This window comes from Bacillus sp. 5B6 (assembly GCF_000259405.1).
Lineage (GTDB): Bacteria > Bacillota > Bacilli > Bacillales > Bacillaceae > Bacillus > Bacillus velezensis.
This window is the reverse complement of the sequence record NZ_AJST01000001.1, coordinates 1,513,080-1,530,575: the sequence shown is the minus strand read 5'-3', so window position 1 is coordinate 1,530,575 and position 17,496 is coordinate 1,513,080. Positions and strand designations below refer to the sequence as shown.

Annotated in this window: 15 protein-coding genes; all 15 read right to left on the bottom strand. The window is 45.6% G+C overall.

The features are described 5' to 3' along the window. Positions 1–3 precede the first annotated feature (3 nt). The 15 genes from mutS to MY7_RS07365 all read right to left on the bottom strand — a co-directional run bounded on the left by mutS (position 4) and on the right by MY7_RS07365 (position 17,470). A complete protein-coding gene (gene mutS, locus MY7_RS07435; protein WP_007409829.1) occupies positions 4–2,589 on the bottom strand; it encodes a DNA mismatch repair protein MutS in 2,586 nt (861 codons plus the stop codon). A gap of 118 nt (positions 2,590–2,707) precedes the next feature. After that, entirely contained in the window at positions 2,708–3,253 is a 546-nt protein-coding gene (gene cotE / locus MY7_RS07430; protein WP_003154111.1) for an outer spore coat protein CotE, read from the bottom strand. A 252-nt stretch (positions 3,254–3,505) separates the two neighbouring features. Continuing rightward, positions 3,506–3,937, bottom strand: coding sequence for a RicAFT regulatory complex protein RicA family protein (locus tag MY7_RS07425; RefSeq protein ID WP_003154113.1), 432 nt, complete (start codon positions 3,935–3,937; stop codon positions 3,506–3,508). Positions 3,938–3,939: 2 nt separating this feature from the next. Further along, positions 3,940–5,469: a tRNA (N6-isopentenyl adenosine(37)-C2)-methylthiotransferase MiaB gene (gene miaB / locus MY7_RS07420; protein ID WP_007611533.1), complete on the bottom strand. Its 1,530-nt coding sequence runs from the start codon at positions 5,467–5,469 to the stop codon at positions 3,940–3,942. Positions 5,470–5,611: 142 nt separating this feature from the next. Continuing rightward, on the bottom strand, positions 5,612–6,790 hold the full coding sequence (locus tag MY7_RS07415) for a glycine C-acetyltransferase (RefSeq protein ID WP_029325912.1): 1,179 nt from the start codon (positions 6,788–6,790) through the stop codon (positions 5,612–5,614). Between the two features lie 12 nt (positions 6,791–6,802). Beyond that, positions 6,803–7,849: an L-threonine 3-dehydrogenase gene (gene tdh, locus MY7_RS07410; RefSeq protein WP_007611527.1), complete on the bottom strand. Its 1,047-nt coding sequence runs from the start codon at positions 7,847–7,849 to the stop codon at positions 6,803–6,805. A gap of 257 nt (positions 7,850–8,106) precedes the next feature. Beyond that, the gene (spoVS, locus tag MY7_RS07405; protein ID WP_003154135.1) at positions 8,107–8,367 is read right to left on the bottom strand and encodes a stage V sporulation protein SpoVS; all 261 of its coding nucleotides are present in this window, start codon (positions 8,365–8,367) and stop codon (positions 8,107–8,109) included. Between the two features lie 199 nt (positions 8,368–8,566). Next, positions 8,567–9,361, bottom strand: a complete 795-nt coding sequence (locus MY7_RS07400) for a TIGR00282 family metallophosphoesterase (RefSeq protein ID WP_003154137.1) — start codon at positions 9,359–9,361, stop codon at positions 8,567–8,569. Positions 9,362–9,421: 60 nt separating this feature from the next. Beyond that, positions 9,422–10,981: a ribonuclease Y gene (gene rny, locus MY7_RS07395; RefSeq protein WP_003154140.1), complete on the bottom strand. Its 1,560-nt coding sequence runs from the start codon at positions 10,979–10,981 to the stop codon at positions 9,422–9,424. A gap of 292 nt (positions 10,982–11,273) precedes the next feature. Continuing rightward, entirely contained in the window at positions 11,274–12,455 is a 1,182-nt protein-coding gene (locus MY7_RS07390; RefSeq protein WP_007611526.1) for a serine hydrolase domain-containing protein, read from the bottom strand. Between the two features lie 167 nt (positions 12,456–12,622). Continuing rightward, positions 12,623–13,666, bottom strand: coding sequence for a recombinase RecA (recA, locus tag MY7_RS07385; RefSeq protein WP_003154145.1), 1,044 nt, complete (start codon positions 13,664–13,666; stop codon positions 12,623–12,625). A gap of 170 nt (positions 13,667–13,836) precedes the next feature. Next, positions 13,837–15,087: a competence/damage-inducible protein A gene (locus tag MY7_RS07380; RefSeq protein ID WP_007611522.1), complete on the bottom strand. Its 1,251-nt coding sequence runs from the start codon at positions 15,085–15,087 to the stop codon at positions 13,837–13,839. A 17-nt stretch (positions 15,088–15,104) separates the two neighbouring features. After that, complete coding sequence (gene pgsA / locus MY7_RS07375) at positions 15,105–15,686, bottom strand: CDP-diacylglycerol--glycerol-3-phosphate 3-phosphatidyltransferase (protein ID WP_007611521.1); 582 nt, start codon at positions 15,684–15,686, stop codon at positions 15,105–15,107. Between the two features lie 74 nt (positions 15,687–15,760). After that, on the bottom strand, positions 15,761–16,660 hold the full coding sequence (locus MY7_RS07370) for a helix-turn-helix domain-containing protein (RefSeq protein ID WP_014417801.1): 900 nt from the start codon (positions 16,658–16,660) through the stop codon (positions 15,761–15,763). An 18-nt stretch (positions 16,661–16,678) separates the two neighbouring features. Further along, positions 16,679–17,470, bottom strand: coding sequence for a DUF3388 domain-containing protein (locus tag MY7_RS07365; RefSeq protein ID WP_003154149.1), 792 nt, complete (start codon positions 17,468–17,470; stop codon positions 16,679–16,681). Positions 17,471–17,496: the final 26 nt, after the last annotated feature.

The window sequence follows — 17,496 nt, the reverse complement described above, 5'->3', positions numbered from 1 at the left end:
TTTCTATTTTAATTTTTTTTGCAGCTTGTACATTTCATTCATCGCTTCAAGCGGCGTCATATCGAGAATATTGATTGACTTAAAGGCTTCAAGCACTTGTTTTTCTTTATTAGAAACAGCCGGTGCCTTCTGTTCTTTTTCACCGTCAGCAAAAAAGGACAGCTGTGCCGGTTCTTCTCTGACGGCGGACTTTTTCTCAGATACCGCCGGAAGCTCCGGTTTATCTCCCGTCTGCTCAAGCTGTTTCAAAATCTCCTGCGCGCGGCTGATCAGATCGTCCGGAAGCTCGGCAAGCTGGGCGACATGAATGCCGTAACTTTTATCTGCGGCTCCTTCTTTGATTTGATGGAGAAACACGACCGTTCCGTTATATTCCTCTGCGCGCACATGAACGTTTTTCAGCTGAGGAAGCTTATCTTCAAGCACCGTCAGCTCATGATAATGCGTGCTGAACAGTGTTTTAGCGCCGATATGATCATGGACATATTCAATAATCGCCTGTGCCAGCGCCATTCCGTCGTACGTTGATGTCCCGCGGCCGATTTCATCAAACAGAATCAGGCTGTCTTTTGTGGCGTTCACAATCGCGTTTTTGGCTTCCAGCATTTCCACCATAAAGGTGCTTTGTCCGGAAATCAAATCATCCGCTGCCCCGATTCTCGTGAAGATTTGATCAAAAATCGGCAGAACCGCTTCTTTTGCGGGCACAAAACAGCCGATCTGGGCCATGATCGATAGAAGTGCGATCTGTCTCATGTACGTGCTTTTACCTGACATATTCGGACCCGTAATCAGGAGCATTTCCCGCGAATCGCCCATCAGGCAGTTGTTCGGGACGTATTCTTGACTGTCCATCACCTTTTCAACGACGGGGTGTCTCCCTTCAATGACTTTTACTTCATTATCAGAAAAGACGGGCTTTGTGTAATGCCTGTTTTCACTGATCGTAGCAAAGCATTGCAGTGCGTCCAGCTCACTCATTTGTTTGGCAAGACGCTGCAGACGCGGAATAAATTGTTTCACCTTTTCACGCAGTCCGGCAAAAAGCTCATATTCCAGCTCGCAGATGTTGTTTTCCGCTTCTAAAATAAGCGCTTCTTTTTCCTTCAATTCCGGCGTAATGTACCGTTCGGCGTTTGTGAGGGTCTGCTTCCGCTCATACCGTCCGTCTTCAAGCAGATGAAGATTTGCTTTTGTGACTTCAATATAATAGCCGAACACTTTATTGAAACCGACCTTTAATGAACGGATGCCCGTATAAGCGCGTTCCTGCTGCTCCAGTCTGGCAATCCAGTCTTTACCGTTTTTGCTGGCGTCACGGTACTCATCGAGCTTCTGATGATAGCCGTCTTTAATTAAATTGCCTTCTTTTAACGATAACGGTGGGTTTTCATGAAGGGCTTCTTCTAACAGGTCAAGCAAATCTCCGCACGGATCAATCAAGCCGGCGCGTTCTTTTGCTTTTTTATGGTTAAGAGACCCTACAAGCTCTTTGATGCTCGGCACTTGTTTTAAAGATTCTTTCAGCTGGATTAAATCCCTTGCGTTGACGTTTCCGAATGCGACCCGGCCCGCCAGACGTTCTAAATCGTATACTTCCTTCAGACGCTCTCGCAGATCTTCACGCTCAAACAGATGATTGATCAGCGTCTCGACCATTTCCTGGCGTTCTTCGATTTGGGATGCCCTGATCAGCGGGCGGTCAATCCATTGTTTGAGAAGCCGGCCGCCCATCGCTGTTTTCGTCTCGTCTAAAAGCCAGAGCAATGACCCTTTTTTGCTTTTCGAACGGATCGTTTCCGTCAGCTCAAGATTCCGTTTTGAATACAGGTCAATTTTCATCGCTTCTTCCAATTCATATACTTGAACCGGCTGCAGGTGATCCAGGCTCCGTTTTTGCGTTTTCTGCAAATACGTATATAAACGCATAAACGTCTCTGTCAGCTCTTCGCCCGGCAAGTGCTTTGCGATTTCAATGCGTTCTGTTATTTCCCCGTCTTCGATGGAAATCGTTGCGCCGCACCGTTCTTTCAGCTGAGCAGCTGTATGTTCGTTAAACTTGCTCGATACGACAATTTCCTTTGCGCCGACTGAGTAAATTTCTGACATGACATCTTCAATCCGCTCAATAAATACGGCCAGGTTTTCTCCAGTCGTTAAGTCTGATAAAGCGAGACCGTATCCGTCACGGAATTCGGAAACGGAAGCGATAAAGTTGTTTTCCGATTCATGAATGCCTTTTCCATCCATCACGGTTCCCGGTGTGATCAGCTGGACGACTTCCCTTTTCACAACGCCTTTAGCCGCCTTCGGATCTTCCGTCTGTTCACAGATCGCCACTTTATAGCCCTTTTTAATCAGCTGTTCAATATAAGCCGCGGCGGAATGATACGGCACGCCGCACATCGGAATTTTATCAGCCGAACCTCCGTCTCTGCTTGTCAGTGTAATTTCAAGCTCTTGTGACGCTTTTTTTGCATCTTCAAAAAACATTTCATAAAAGTCACCAAGCCGAAAAAATAAAAAGGCATCTTGGTGCTCTGCCTTTATCTTCAAGTATTGCTGTATCATAGGCGTGTAACTAGCCATCATTTAATCCCTCACTATGTATCTTCTCTTATCCGAATCCCATTATAACATAAACAAAAGAGTGATATCTTTATATATAAAAAAGAGACTTGGGGTGTTAAACTCCCCTAGCCTCAACTTATTCTTCAGGATCTCCGACTAAAAATTCAGGGTTAATGTCCTCTAATTCTTCATCAAGATCGTCTTCCCAATCATCATCATCGTCTTCTTCCCAGTCAGGATTGACTTCGACGACGACTTTCGTTTCACCGACCACTTCTGCTAAAAATTCTCTCTCTGCCTGAACCACGATTTTATTTCCGTTAGGAGAAATGGTGACTTCAAGACAATTCGGCTGCTGCAGCACTTTGGCAATGACTTCGTGTTCGTCATCTAAGTAATTTGTGTCTCTGTATCTGAGTTTAATCACATCGACATACTTTACTCTCTCGGTTACAACTTCCGTTTTTGTATTATCGGCGTAAGAGTACCAGACGTTTATATCATAATACCCTTCAATTTCTACAGTCTTCCCGATCTTTTCGGCATCGTACTTGTGGTTGATAATCCAGCCGCCCAATATACTTGACGGTTTTTCTCCAGGTGAGATCGTGTTGGTGCATTGGGTGAATTTTCTTCCTTTCGCAACTACCGCTTTCGTAATAATTTCCCTGTATTCAGACATTCCGGCAGGCCTCCTTGTTCTTCTTCGTGTTATCTTATGCTGGGCATTTGTCTCATGTGCATTTTTATAATAAAAATATAAAAATACAAAGTTTCTGTTTCATTGTATGCAGCCCTGCCCAGAAACTTTACTTTTAAGTATGATAAAACTTTCCAGTAAAATGGGACAAAACGGTGATCTGATGAAAATTTAGTACATATTACAATTAGTTCTCAAACAGCAAAAAAACACGGGCCGACGAAGGCCCCGTGTTTAAATAGAACAGCTGTTATTCGAATGTTTTACTTTTGAACCGGTTTCTCCCGTCAGCAGGTTGCCTCCGGTAGATGTAATGATTTCGTTTGTCACCTGATTTGAGATCGTATGTGCGACAAGCTGAAGAAGGTCATTGACCTCAATCTGGGAATCTCTGAATTCCTGAATGATCGGAATCCCTTCAAGCTCTTCCTGCAGGGCGTCAATTTTACTTTCCACTTGTTTCAGTGCTTCAAGCTTTTCGTAGTGCTTCAGGTTAACGGCTTGCTTTTGCAGGGTTTTAATCTGATTAATAATCGCAGAGACTTTTTCATTTTCGTTAATCTGCGCCTCGGCGCGTTTGAAAAAATCAACTTCTTCTGTTTCAGAAATCATTTTCGCAAGGTTCCTAGCCTGCTGTACAATGTCTTTCTTAGAGTAAAGCGTCATTATTATTTCACCTCGATTGCTTCTCCTGCCATCACACCGTCAAGCGACCATGTTTTCGCCTGTTCGATTTTGACGCGTACAATCTTGCCGATGGCGTCTTTCGGCCCTTTGAAGTTGACGAGCTTGCTTTTTTCCGTATAGCCGGCAAGAATGTCAGGGTTATTTTTGCTTTCTCCCTCAACTAATACTTCGACAGTCCTGCCTTCATATTCCTTCATTTTTTTGGCTGAAATTTCTTTCACCAAATCATTGAGGCGCTGAAGACGTTCTTTCTTGACCCTCATCGGAACATTGTCTTTCATCTTCGCTGCCGGCGTGCCTTCACGAGGAGAGTAAATAAACGTATATGCGCTGTCAAATTCCACTTCGCGATATAACGAAAGCGTTTCTTCAAATTGTTCATCGGTTTCATTCGGAAAACCGACAATAATATCGGTCGTCAGTGAAGCGTTCGGCATCGCCGCTTTAATTTTTCCGACAAGCTCCAGATAGCGTTCTCTGTCATATTTGCGCGCCATCATTTTTAACATCGCTGAGCTTCCTGATTGAACCGGAAGATGGATATGGTCAAGAAGGTTGCCGCCTTTGGCGAGCACCTCGATCAGATGATCATCAAAGTCACGCGGATGACTCGTCGTGAATCGGATTCTCGGAATATCAATTTTACGCAGTTCGTCCATTAAATCACCGAGACCGTACGTTATATCCTCAAAATCTTTTCCGTAAGCATTCACGTTTTGACCGAGCAACGTGATTTCTTTATAGCCTTCGCTTGCAAGTCTTCTGACTTCCTGGATAATTTCCTCAGGACGGCGGCTTCGTTCTTTTCCGCGGGTATACGGTACGATGCAGTATGTGCAGAACTTGTCACAGCCGTACATAATGTTGACCCAGCCTTTAATTTTTCCGTTGCGGACTTTCGGAAGGTTTTCAATGACATCCCCTTCCTTCGACCACACTTCAATAACCATCTCTTTTGATAAATATGCCTCTGATAACAGTTCCGGCAGACGGTGAATGTTGTGCGTGCCGAAAATCATATCGACAAACGGGTGCTTCTTAAGGATGCGGTTTACGACTGATTCTTCCTGTGACATGCAGCCGCAGACGCCGAGAATCAGGTCCGGGTTATTTTTTTTGAGCGCCTTTAAATGGCCGAGCTCTCCGAACACTTTGTTTTCAGCATTTTCCCGGATAGCGCAAGTGTTTAATAAAATAACGTTCGCGTCATCAACCGAATTTGTCGCTTCATAACCGAGCGCCATAAAAATACCCGCCATGACTTCCGTATCATGCTCGTTCATTTGGCATCCGTACGTGCGAATATAAAATTTCCTGCCTTCACCGAGGCCTTTAAATTCTTCTGAGATTTTAAAATCGTTATGATATTGAACGGATTCTTTGCCCCGTTTTTTCGCATCTTTTAAAGAAGGCGGAATATATACGGCTTCAAAATACTTGCTGTAATCCTTTTCGGATTTTTTGTCCGCCGGATTCACTTGTCCGCTTTCCTGCTTTTGCTTTTCATTCATGTTCGAATGTCTCCTTTCAACCGAAACTTCCACCCTCAAGTATACTGGTTAAAAGCGTTTGGCACAACCGCCAGCCTATTATTGTACACCTTATTGAGAATAAGAATCAATAAGAAATAAAAAAGAGGGAATCATTTCCCCCTTACACAAGCTGAAGCTCTTTTGCGGCTGAACGGATTACTTCCAGGGCCCGGTCAAGCTCCTCTTTTGTATGCTCTGCCGTAATAATGGTGCGGATTCTCGCTTTTCCTTGGGCGACCGTCGGATACACGATGCTTTGTGCAAAGACGCCGCGGGTCAATAAAAGGTCTGATAATGCCTGGGCTTTTTCTTCCTCCCCTATTAATATCGGCACGATCGGTGTTTCGCTTTTTGTGAGGGTCAGCCCCATTTGAACCAGTTTGTCTTTGAAATACGCCGTGTTCTCCCATAGCTTTTCCATATGCTCCGGCTCTTCCAGCAGGACGTCAATGGCTTCTATGCATGCGGCCGTTACCGCAGGCGGATGAGAAGTGCTGAATAAGAAAGGACGCCCTTTATGGCGCAGGTAATCGATCAGAACCTGCGATCCCGCGGCGTAACCGCCAAGCACTCCGATGGCTTTGCTTAATGTGCCCACCTGAATGTGGACTCTTCCGTCAAGCCCGAAGTGATTAACCGTTCCCCTTCCGTTTTTTCCGAGTACGCCGGAAGCATGCGCGTCGTCGACCATCACAAAGGCATCGTACGCCTCTGCAAGTTTGACGATGTCAGGCAAAGGAGCGATGTTGCCGTCCATTGAGAATACGCCGTCGGTGACGATCAGGCGCATGCGGTAATTCATTGATTTTTTCAGCACCCTTTCCAAATCGTCCATATCAACATGGCGGTACACCTTTTTATCTGCTTTCGTCAGCCTGATCCCGTCAATAATGGAAGCATGGTTCAGTTCGTCAGAGATCACGATATCCTCTTTTGTAAGAATGCTTGATAAGACGCCCTGATTCGTTGTGAACCCCGATTGAAAAACAAGTGCCGCTTCTGTTTTTTTAAAGTTTGCCAATTTCTTCTCAAGCTCATTGTGCATTGTGAATGTTCCGGCGATTGTCCGGACGGACCCGGTACCCGCTCCGAATTCTTCCGCGGCGCGTTTGGCCGCTTCGACAAGTCTTGGATGCGACGTCAAACCGAGATAATTGTTCGATGAAAGCTGTATCACGTTTTCCCCTTTGACTTCCACCGACGGACCCTGCTTCGTTTCAATTTGTTTCATTTGCTGCCACGTTTTATTTTCTTTCATTTTATCAAGCTCTGCTTTTAGAAATTCAAATTCTTTCATTATTGAACCCTCCCCTTATGGAATCAAAATGACTTTGCCGCACTGGCCCTTTCTCATCAGGTCAAACCCTTTTTCAAAGTCTTCAAGCGGAAACTGATGCGTGATCACCGGCGTCAGATCAACAAGGCCGGATTCAAGCAGGTGCGATACCTGCCGCCATGTTTCAAACATTTTTCTGCCTGTGATGCCTTGGACGGTAAGTCCTTTAAACACCACGTCATTTGTCAGGTCAACCGTCACCGGACGTTCCGGCAGACTCAGCATATGGAACCTTCCCCCGTTGGCCGCCATCTTTAATCCTTGTGCGATAGCTGCCGGGTGGCCTGACATTTCGCAGACAAGGTCGATCCCTTCTCCGCCTGTTAAGGTATCGATCACCTCAAGCGGATCTTCCTTATCAGCTGAAATGGTGATCGTGGCTCCCAATTTCTTTGCAAGAGCCAGCCTGTAATCATTTTTATCAATGGCCGCAATACGGGATGCACCGGCCGCTTTAGCCACTGCCACCGCCATCAGCCCGATCGGTCCGCAGCCGATAATTGCAGCGGAACCGCCCGCAAGCCGGCTGCTTTCCAGCACCGTATGCACCGCGTTGCCAAGCGGCTCTTGAACAGAAGCGACGGCGGGGTCCATATCAGCGGGATTTTTCCAAACATTTCGAGCCGGCACTTTGACATATTCAGCGAAGGAACCGGCTGTATCTACGCCGAGGATCTTTGTATGGGTGCACACATGATGTTTTCCTGTTAAACAAGGGACACAAGTACCGCAGACGAAGTGGGTTTCAGCCGAAACATAGTCACCTATTTTGACATTTGTGACGTGCTTGCCCGTTTCCGCTACGATACCGCTGAATTCATGTCCGAATACTTGAGGTGTTTTGATTCGTTTCTGCGCCCATTGATCCCAATTGTAAATATGCACATCTGTACCGCATATAGATGCGGCCTGTACTTTAATAAGAACTTCATTCTCATTTATGGAAGGTATGGGAATTTCTTTCAGAGTTGCTCCGAAAGCGTTTTCATTTTTGACGATAGCTTTCATCTTTCCTCCCAACATGTACACTCCTCCTCGAAAAAACACTGTAATAACTGGATTGTAACATGAGATAAAAAGGAGGTAAATACCAGTGTCCACTCCAAGAAAACAACTGCTTCCGTCCGGAAAAATGGGCGTGATTTTTTTTGAATATTATATGAATAAAGCCATTTATCATCTCTTCGTACTATCAATATAATATTGTGAGAAAATATGACAACAATAAAAACAACCCGCTCGCCTTACGCAAGCAGGTTGAGAATGTCATGTTTTTGTTTTTAACGGGGTTCGACGATTAACTTAATCGCCGTTCTTTCTTCTCCGTCAATCTGTATATCTGTAAAAGCCGGAATACAAATCAAATCTACGCCGCTTGGCGCGACAAAGCCTCTGGCAATCGCAACCGCTTTAACAGCCTGATTTAAGGCACCCGCCCCAATTGCTTGAATTTCGGCGGCTCCGCGTTCCCTCAATACACCGGCAAGCGCGCCTGCTACTGAATTTGGACTTGATTTTGCTGAAACTTTTAAGATTTCCATTTCTGCTCCCCCTTAGTTTTACAATGGATAAGTGAGTGTTCATTAGAACAATCATTATTAGATGTTGCTATCCAAAAAGCCATCCCCACAATGCTTTTCAAAAATAGCGGGCTACCTTCCATTTCTACTATATTCACTAAGAAGTTGCTATATTCCTGCTTTTCCTTTTAATATTTTTATAAAATAAACACATGATCACCTATTCAAAGAACATATGGTCATCATTGATTAATATCCGTTCGATATTTACGGCCTTTTTCGTTTGATCGTCGATGTCAATGAGCACTCCGCTCAGCGTAGTTTTACCTTCCGCCACCGTAAACCGGACAGGAAGATTGGTTTTAAACCGCTTGATGACCGTTTCTCTGTCCATACCGAGAATTCCGTCGTACGGACCCGTCATGCCTACATCAGTAATATATGCCGTTCCTTTCGGCAAAATGCGGTTATCTGCCGTTTGCACGTGTGTATGGGTGCCTACCACGGCAGAGGCTCTTCCGTCTGTGTACCAGCCGATCGCAATTTTTTCGCTTGTCGCTTCGGCGTGAAAATCAATAAAAATGTACGGCGTGCGCTTTTTCGCTTCTTCTATTAATTCATCCGCTTTAGCAAACGGATCATCAAGCGGCGGAAGAAACGTCCGTCCCTGTAAATTAATGACGGCAAGCTCTTTTCCGTTCGATTTAATATAGGTAATGCCTTTGCCCGGCGTACCTTCCGGGAAATTCGCCGGCCGGACAAGATGCGGCACATCATCAATAAAGTCGAAGATCTCTCTTTTATCCCACGTATGGTTTCCCATTGTAATGGCATCTGCTCCCGCTTCCATCAGGCTGTGGTAGATCTTTTCTGTCAGTCCTTTTCCGTGTGCTGCATTTTCTCCATTAATAATTGTAAAATGCGGTTTATGTTTCGCTTTCAGTTTCGGGACATATTCTTTTACCATGTCGCGGCCCGGGGAACCGACAACATCTCCGATAAATAAAATTCTCATACATTCCATTCCTTCCTTTTCAGGGACTCAAAAAAATAAAGTGATGCGCTAAGCATCACTTTATTTTGCATACTCTACGGCTCGAGTTTCTCTGATTACGGTCACTTTAATGTGGCCCGGATAATCAAGCTCGTCCTCAATTCGTTTACGGATATCACGTGCCAAACGATGGGCTTCTAAATCATTAATGGAGTCCGGTTTCACCATGATGCGAACTTCACGGCCGGCCTGAATCGCAAATGATTTTTCAACACCTTCGTAAGACTCGGAGATTTCTTCAAGCTTTTCAAGTCTGCGGATATAGTTTTCGAGCGTTTCACTTCTCGCGCCCGGTCTTGCGGCTGACAGTGCATCAGCGGCAGCGACCAGAACGGCGATAATGGAAGTCGGCTCTTCGTCTCCGTGGTGTGACGCAATACTGTTAATGACGACTGGATGCTCTTTATATTTGGTCGCAAGCTCCACTCCGATTTCCACGTGGCTTCCTTCCACTTCATGGTCAATTGCTTTTCCGATGTCATGCAGAAGACCGGCCCGCTTGGCAAGCTTTGCATCTTCTCCAAGCTCGGAAGCCATTAAACCGGCTAAAAACGCAACTTCCATAGAATGTTTCAGTACGTTCTGCCCGTAGCTTGTACGGAATTTCAACCGGCCGAGGATCTTGATCAGATCCGGGTGGAGTCCGTGAACGCCGACTTCAAACGTCGTCTGCTCACCCATTTCCCGGATATAGTCATCAACCTCACGGCGGGATTTTTCAACCATTTCTTCAATGCGCGCCGGGTGAATACGGCCATCCTGAACGAGTTTATCAAGAGCGATTCTTGCCGTCTCCCGTCTGATCGGATCAAATCCGGAAAGAATGACTGCTTCAGGTGTGTCATCAATAATCAGGTCAATACCTGTAAGCGTTTCAAGCGTACGAATGTTACGCCCTTCACGGCCGATGATACGTCCTTTCATCTCATCATTCGGAAGATTGACGACCGATACCGTCGTTTCGGCAACATGATCTGCTGCACAGCGCTGCAAAGCAAGCGACAGAATGTTTTTCGCCTTTTTATCTGCCTCTTCTTTCGCACGGTTTTCGGTTTCTTTTGTCATGATGGCGATGTCATGTGAAAGCTCATTTTCAACCCGGTCAAGAATGATTTGTTTCGCTTCATCCCGTGTCAGGCTCGAAATGCGTTCGAGTTCTGACTGCTGCATACGAATCATCTCATCCACTTTGCTTTCCATCTCTTCAATATGTTGTTGTCGTTCATTCAGAGAATGATCTTTCTTCTCCAACATCGCTTCCCGTTTATCAATTCCTTCATGTTTACGGTCAAGATTTTCTTCTTTTTGAAGTAAACGGTTTTCTTGTTTTTGAAGCTCATTTCGTCTTTCACGAACTTCCTGTTCAGCATCTATTCGAAGTGTATGGATTTCGTCCTTTGCTTCAAGCAGAGCTTCTTTTTTCAGTGCTTCAGCATCACGCTTTGCATCTTCAAGGATTTGCTCGGCAGCACCGCGTGCGCCCGCAATCTTTGCTTCGGCAATGGTTTTACGAACATAGTAGCCAACAACTAAACCGAGCAGAGTCAGCAAAATGGAGATGAGAACCGTCATTGGGGTCATACTTTCACCTCCTCTTGCTATGAACTTGGTTTTTGCTTAAATAAGTGCCGGCATGTACATTGTCTGATTTTCTCAACATACAGAACCTTCACAGGGAATGAGTCTCTCATGCCCTTGTCAAGTTTAAATGGTTTAACAATCATGTTAAAAAAACAAATGTTACAACTTCATTGTAATTGTGTCGGAAATACTTGTCAAGCTTGCCAGCTTAACGATTCGCCTTCAGCACGGATCTTCGCCCATGTATATATCATACCATACCTTCATCCGCTTTTCGTGAATGACGGCTCTGTTAGTCCGCCTGGTTAAGCAATTGGTAAATTCTATTGTTTACCTGTCCTAATTTAGCGTTATTCTGAATGTTTGACAGTAATATGACATATTTGCTTGCTGAATGGCTGAAGCTGTTCAAAATGTTGTAACCGGGCATAACACCGTGATTGGAATAGCTTCCCGGATCAATGTAAAACCCCATGCCGTAAGCGGCACTGCTTCCTGCTGTAAACATTTTTGTGAAGCTTTCTTTTGAAAGGAGCGTGCCGTTTACGATCGCTTTATCAAATTTATAGAGATCTTCAGCGCTCATATACATGTCGCCCGCCCCGTACAGCTGCGATAAGTCCAGAAGGTGCGGCGTTACAAGACTGCCGCTCTCATCGACTTTGTAGCCGACGGCAGGATATTTGGCTTTGGCAAATGTTTTGTAAAATCCGGCATGCTTCATTCCGGCCGGTTTGAACACGTGCTCTTTTATATATTGTTCATAAGACTCCCCGCTGACTTGAGATACGATATAAGCAAGCACTGAATAGTTGGAATCCCTGTAATCCCAAACCCCGGGCTGCCGTTTAATTCCGCGGTATTCTATATCCTTGATTAAATCAATTGGAGCAATCGGTCCCTGACCCTCAATATGCCCGTTTATGCCAGACGTATGATTGAGCAGATTTTTCAATGTAATGCGCGTACCGTTAGGAAAATTCGGCAAGTATGTACTGACGGGGTCACTCGTCTGCAGCAGCCCTTTTTCTTCAAGCTGCAGGACAGCCGTCGCGATTAACGCTTTTTGTGAAGAACCGATATAATATGATGTCTCCGGATTGTTTTTAATTTTTTGTTTTCGGTCCGCATAGCCAAAGCCTTTTTTCAGCACAACTTTTCCATCTTTTACGATCATTGCAGTGCCGCTGAACCCGATCTGTTGCAAGTAATTGCTGATCTGTTTATTGTGATCGATTGATTTAGGTGTTTTCTCTTTTTGCGTCTTTTCTTTTTTCTGTTGAGTCTGGTCTTTTGAAGTATCAGATTGAGCGGCGGGAGCGCTTTTAACGGATTCCTTCTCCCGATGATGCGCCGTGACGGTCCAGATCATAATAAAAACAGTAACAAGCAGCAGAAAAAGAAACAGCCCTCCCGTTTTCATCAGCTTCTTCTTTCTTTTTTTATTTATTCTTGTGCGGCGGGGGCTCGTCATCTTTTTTCCTCCTCAGATATAATTTCAACTTTCGCCATGATGTTAGACGAGTGAAGGGTGAAAAAAGTTGTAACATTCCAGATAAAATTTTCCGAAACAGCCAGTGTTTTTTGAAACACACAAAAAAAAGAGCGGAAATTGCTTATTCCGCTCTTTTGATCGTGTTTTTATTCTTCTAATTCCATCTCTTCCTGAACTTCTTCCGCTTTGTCCGTTACACCGTTATTGTCTAAACCGTAATATTCACGGATTTGTTCCTGAATCATCAGCATGATGTCTTTATTTTCTTTTAAGAACTGCTTGGCGTTTTCACGGCCCTGACCGAGGCGTTCTTCTTCATAAGAATACCACGAACCGCTTTTTTGCACGATATCCAGTTCAGTTCCAAGGTCGATGATTTCCCCTTCTTTGGAGATTCCTTCACCGTACATAATGTCCACTTCAGCCGTACGGAACGGAGGAGCGACTTTGTTTTTTACGACTTTAATTCTCGTTTTATTCCCCATGACGTCGTTGCCCTGCTTTAATTGCTCGGCACGGCGCACTTCAAGGCGCACGGAAGAATAGAATTTCAGCGCGCGGCCGCCTGGTGTCGTCTCCGGATTTCCGAACATAACGCCGACTTTTTCACGAATCTGGTTAATAAAGATTGCGATTGTTTTAGATTTATTGATGGCGCCGGAAAGCTTACGGAGCGCCTGAGACATAAGACGCGCCTGTAAACCGACGTGTGAATCACCCATGTCACCTTCAATTTCAGCTTTTGGAACAAGCGCCGCAACAGAGTCAACGACTACGATATCAACAGCTCCGCTTCGCACCAGCGCTTCAGCAATCTCTAACGCCTGCTCTCCCGTATCCGGCTGAGAAAGCAGAAGCTCTTCGATATTGACACCGAGCTTTTGCGCGTAAACAGGATCAAGAGCATGCTCAGCATCAATAAATGCTGCCTGTCCGCCTTTTTCCTGAACCTCAGCGATTGCGTGAAGCGCTACAGTCGTTTTACCTGAGCTTTCAGGTCCGTATACTTCAATAATCCGTCCGCGCGGGTATCCGCCTATTCCGAGAGCGGTATCAAGTGCAAGGGAACCGCTTGGCACCGTTGAAATTCTTGTATCTGTTTTTTCTCCGAGCTTCATGATGGAACCTTTGCCGAATTGTTTTTCTATTTGCTTAAGAGCCATATCTAAGGCTGCCTGACGATCACTCATTTATTTTTTCCTCCTTTATCTTGCCACTACATATACTATACCTTGTTTACTGGCATTTGCCAAGAAAAAAGCGAACGCATATTCGGATTTTTTCCGCGTTCGCTTTTCTGCAAAAGAGCATAATTTCCCTTGTAAAACTTAAAAATCAGAGAAATCGCCTCTTTAAAACTTTATTTTTGATCCAGCATTTTCAAAATGAGATGGCAGCCGTATTTAGCGGCGCGCTTTCTGATTCCGGTTCTTGAGCCGGCAAAGTTAAATTCGTGCACCTCTTCTTTTCCTTCCGCTGAAATGCCGATAAAGACGCGGCCCGGCGCATGCCCTTCCTGCGGGTCGGGACCCGCAACCCCGGTAAAGCTGATGCCGATATCGCTTCCGGTCAGCTTTCTCACACCGGCTGCAAGCTCTTTCGCACACTCTTTGCTGACCGCTCCGCTTGCTGCGAGCGTCTCAGCTTTCACGCCGAGCACATGCTGTTTCACGCTGTCGGAATAACAGACAACACCCCCTGCAAATAGTTGAGACGCACCGCTTAAATCAGTCACCCACTCTGAAAACAGGCCGCCTGTAAAGCTTTCGGCAGAAGAAATCGTGATTTTGTTTTGTCTGCATGCTTTTGAAAGCTCCTTCACCAGAGACGTATCATCATATCCGTAGAAAAATTCACCGACACGTTCTAAAATGGCGGCTTCCGTTTCTTTTAAAAGCCGTTCTGTTTCTTTTTCGTCAGCATGTTTCGCCGTTAAACGCAGCGTGACCTCGCCGTCAGCAGCAAGCGGCGCAATCGTCGGGTTCGTCTGCGCATCAATGATATCTTCTAAATCAGCTTCAAGCTGGGATTCACCGATTCCGAAAAACCGCAGCACGGTTGAAACGATTTTCTCATTAGAACCGAGCTTTTTAAGAAGCAGCGGCTTCGCTTCATTTTCAAACATCGGACACAGCTCGCTCGGCGGCCCGGGAAGCAGCATATAAAGCCTTGAGCCGTGCTCTGCAAGCATTCCCGGCGCCATGCCGAAATGATTCGCCAAAACGTCTGAGCCCTCAATGACGAGCGCCTGTTTGCGGTTATTCGGCGACATGGTCCGTTTTGTTTTCGCGAAATATTCTTCGATCGACCGGAACGCTTCGTCATTCAGAACGAGCGGGCGCCCCAGTGTGTTTGCAATGGTTTCTTTCGTCAAATCGTCCTTGGTCGGTCCGAGGCCGCCTGAAAAAATAATCAGGTCTGAGCGCTCTTCGGCAATGCGGATGACTTGCTTAAGCCGCTCCGGATTGTCACCGACAGCGGTATGATAAAACACGTTTACACCGATTTCCGCCAGCTCTTTACTGATAAACTGCGCGTTCGTATTGGCGATCTGGCCTAGCAGAAGCTCCGAGCCGACTGCAATGATTTCTGCTTTTTTTGCTATTTCCATCTTTAAGTCCTTCTTTCTTAGTTAGATGTTTTTAACGCATCCCAGTTCTTCGCAAAATACTCCCAGCCGGAAATGACTGTGAAGAGCACGGCCACCCATAAAGCGATATCGCCGAACGGGAAAGAAACGAGCTCAAACGGAAGATTATGCAGCAAAAGCGCGGCAACAGCGATGATCTGAGCCCATGTTTTAATTTTCCCCAGCATATTGGCGGCTACAACTTCCCCCGTTCCCGCCAGCACAAGTCTTAATCCCGTTACGGCAAATTCGCGGCTGATGATGATGATGACCATCCACGCCGGCGCAAGGTCAAACTGCACAAGCGTAATTAATGCCGCGGATACCAGCAGTTTGTCAGCCAGCGGATCTAAAAATTTCCCGAAGTTTGTCACGAGGTTCAGTTTTCTGGCGTAGTAGCCATCCACCCAGTCAGTCGTTGATGCGATAATGAATAAAACAGCTCCCGTAAGATGCGCGACCGGAATCGATTCATCCCCTATATGAACGCTGCCCCACTGAAAAGGAACAAGCATGATAATCATAAATACAGGAATTAAAGCGATTCTTGCCAGTGTGATTTTATTCGGTAAGTTAAACATAAAGCCCCTCCAATAATATGTACTCGGACGTGAAGAAAAAGTCATCTTAATCGTTCAGATGACTTTTTCCCCTTTTATTTTTTCATCTTGATTGTGATGGTCTGCGCCATCACATCATGCGGATTGAGTTCATAGGACAGAACCTCTCCGTTGATTTTAATTTTCAGGTTAGGGGCATAGCCCGTGCGGATTTCAATCTGCTTTTGATCCGTGACGTCTTTTTTAAAGGTTTCGCCTTTTTGCAGCGTTCCTTCTTTTAAGGAACCGCCGCTGTCATCACGGACGCGGATCCATGCGCTGTCAGAAGCAATCAGTTCAAGCTTATACTTATCTGCCCCGGAGACGTTGTATGAAGAAGCTGAGCCTTCCGTTCCGGCCGCTTTGATCTCCGTCTTTTCACTGCTTTTTTCTTTCTTTTTCTGCTCTGACGCTTTTGTGTCCTTTTTGTCTTTTTTGCTGTCAGATTGCGCTTCGTCATTTGTATTGCCGTCGTTTTTCAGCGCAGAATCCTTAGGAATCTCATATTTGCTCTCACTTTGGGTGACGGCTTTATCTCCGTCTGTCTGCCCGGATTTGCTCATTCCGAGCTGAATAATCGCATAAATGATCGCGATGACGATAATGACACCGATGACGACAAGGACGGTCGGAAGCCATTCCGCCGCCTTTGAAGCGGACTTAGGAAGCTCCCTTTGCATGGCGAGACCGGAGATTTTTTCCGACACATCGTCATGGTACGTGTTAGGGATGTCTTTTTTATATTCTTCAAATAACTGATCTGAATCAAGCCCGACAGCTTCAGCGTATTGCTTGATAAACGCCCGCACATAAAAATTGCCGGGAATGACGTCATAATTGCCTTCTTCCAGAGCGGTTAAGTATCTTTTCTGAATTTTCGTCGCCGCCTGGAGTTCATCCAACGACATCCCTTTTTCCTCTCTGGCTTCTTTAAGCCGGATTGCTAATTCTGTCACAACAAACACCTTCCAATATTAAAAATCAAAGCTTGAAAAACCGGTCTGATCAAACATTTGCGGTTCTTCTGCATGTTCATATGTAATGACTTCGTCAGGATCATTTCTGAGTTCGATAATATAATCGAAATCATCGAGCGTATACTCCGAATTTTGAACAAAAATATCGGGGTGCTCCACGACCTTTGTCGCCGGAAGCCGCATAATTTCACTGACGAGCTGAAGATGGCGCTCAGATCCCCGTCTTGTCGAAACGATGCCGTCGAGGATAAACACGTTTTCCGTGCTGTATTCATCGGCAACCAGCTGGCTCCGGATCGTTTGTTTTAGCAGCGTTGATGATACGAAAAGCCATCTTTTGCTGGCGCAAACGCTTGACGCAACAATGGACTCCGTTTTTCCGACCCTCGGCATTCCCCGGATTCCGATCAGTTTGTGTCCTTCTTTTTTAAACAGCTCGGCCATAAAGTCAACCAGAAGACCGAGCTCGTCCCTTTCAAAACGGAAGGTTTTTTTGTCATCGGCATCACGCTGAATGTATCTTCCGTGGCGGACTGCGAGACGGTCGCGAAGCCTCGGTTCTCTCAGCTTCGTTACTTTAATGGTCTCCATTGTTTTTAAAATTGATTCCAATCGTTTAATTTGATCTATATGCCGGCATCTGAGCAGCATTCCCCTTCTGGAAAGGTCGACACCGTTAATTGTGACAATATTAATTGACAGCATCCCGAGAAGAGATGAAATATCCCCGAGCAGGCCGGGGCGGTTCACTTGAATTTCATATTCAAAATACCATTCGAGCTTTGCCAAATGATATACCCCCTCCATTGTGGCAA

What these genes read in the sequence shown, in the direction of transcription:
- rny (WP_003154140.1), bottom strand. Translation starts at nt 10,981, where the DNA reads ATGACCCCAATGACGGTTCTCATCTCCATTTTGCTGACTCTGCTCGGT.
- spoVS (WP_003154135.1), bottom strand. Translation starts at nt 8,367, where the DNA reads ATGGAAATCTTAAAAGTTTCAGCAAAATCAAGTCCAAATTCAGTAGCA.
- tdh (WP_007611527.1), bottom strand. Translation starts at nt 7,849, where the DNA reads ATGTTGGGAGGAAAGATGAAAGCTATCGTCAAAAATGAAAACGCTTTC.
- cotE (WP_003154111.1), bottom strand. Translation starts at nt 3,253, where the DNA reads ATGTCTGAATACAGGGAAATTATTACGAAAGCGGTAGTTGCGAAAGGA.
- pgsA (WP_007611521.1), bottom strand. Translation starts at nt 15,686, where the DNA reads ATGTTTAACTTACCGAATAAAATCACACTGGCAAGAATCGCTTTAATT.
- MY7_RS07400 (WP_003154137.1), bottom strand. Translation starts at nt 9,361, where the DNA reads ATGAGAATTTTATTTATCGGAGATGTTGTCGGTTCCCCGGGCCGCGAC.
- MY7_RS07425 (WP_003154113.1), bottom strand. Translation starts at nt 3,937, where the DNA reads ATGACGCTTTACTCTAAGAAAGACATTGTACAGCAGGCTAGGAACCTT.
- recA (WP_003154145.1), bottom strand. Translation starts at nt 13,666, where the DNA reads ATGAGTGATCGTCAGGCAGCCTTAGATATGGCTCTTAAGCAAATAGAA.
- mutS (WP_007409829.1), bottom strand. Translation starts at nt 2,589, where the DNA reads ATGGCTAGTTACACGCCTATGATACAGCAATACTTGAAGATAAAGGCA.
- miaB (WP_007611533.1), bottom strand. Translation starts at nt 5,469, where the DNA reads ATGAATGAAAAGCAAAAGCAGGAAAGCGGACAAGTGAATCCGGCGGAC.
- MY7_RS07380 (WP_007611522.1), bottom strand. Translation starts at nt 15,087, where the DNA reads ATGGAAATAGCAAAAAAAGCAGAAATCATTGCAGTCGGCTCGGAGCTT.
- MY7_RS07390 (WP_007611526.1), bottom strand. Translation starts at nt 12,455, where the DNA reads ATGACGAGCCCCCGCCGCACAAGAATAAATAAAAAAAGAAAGAAGAAG.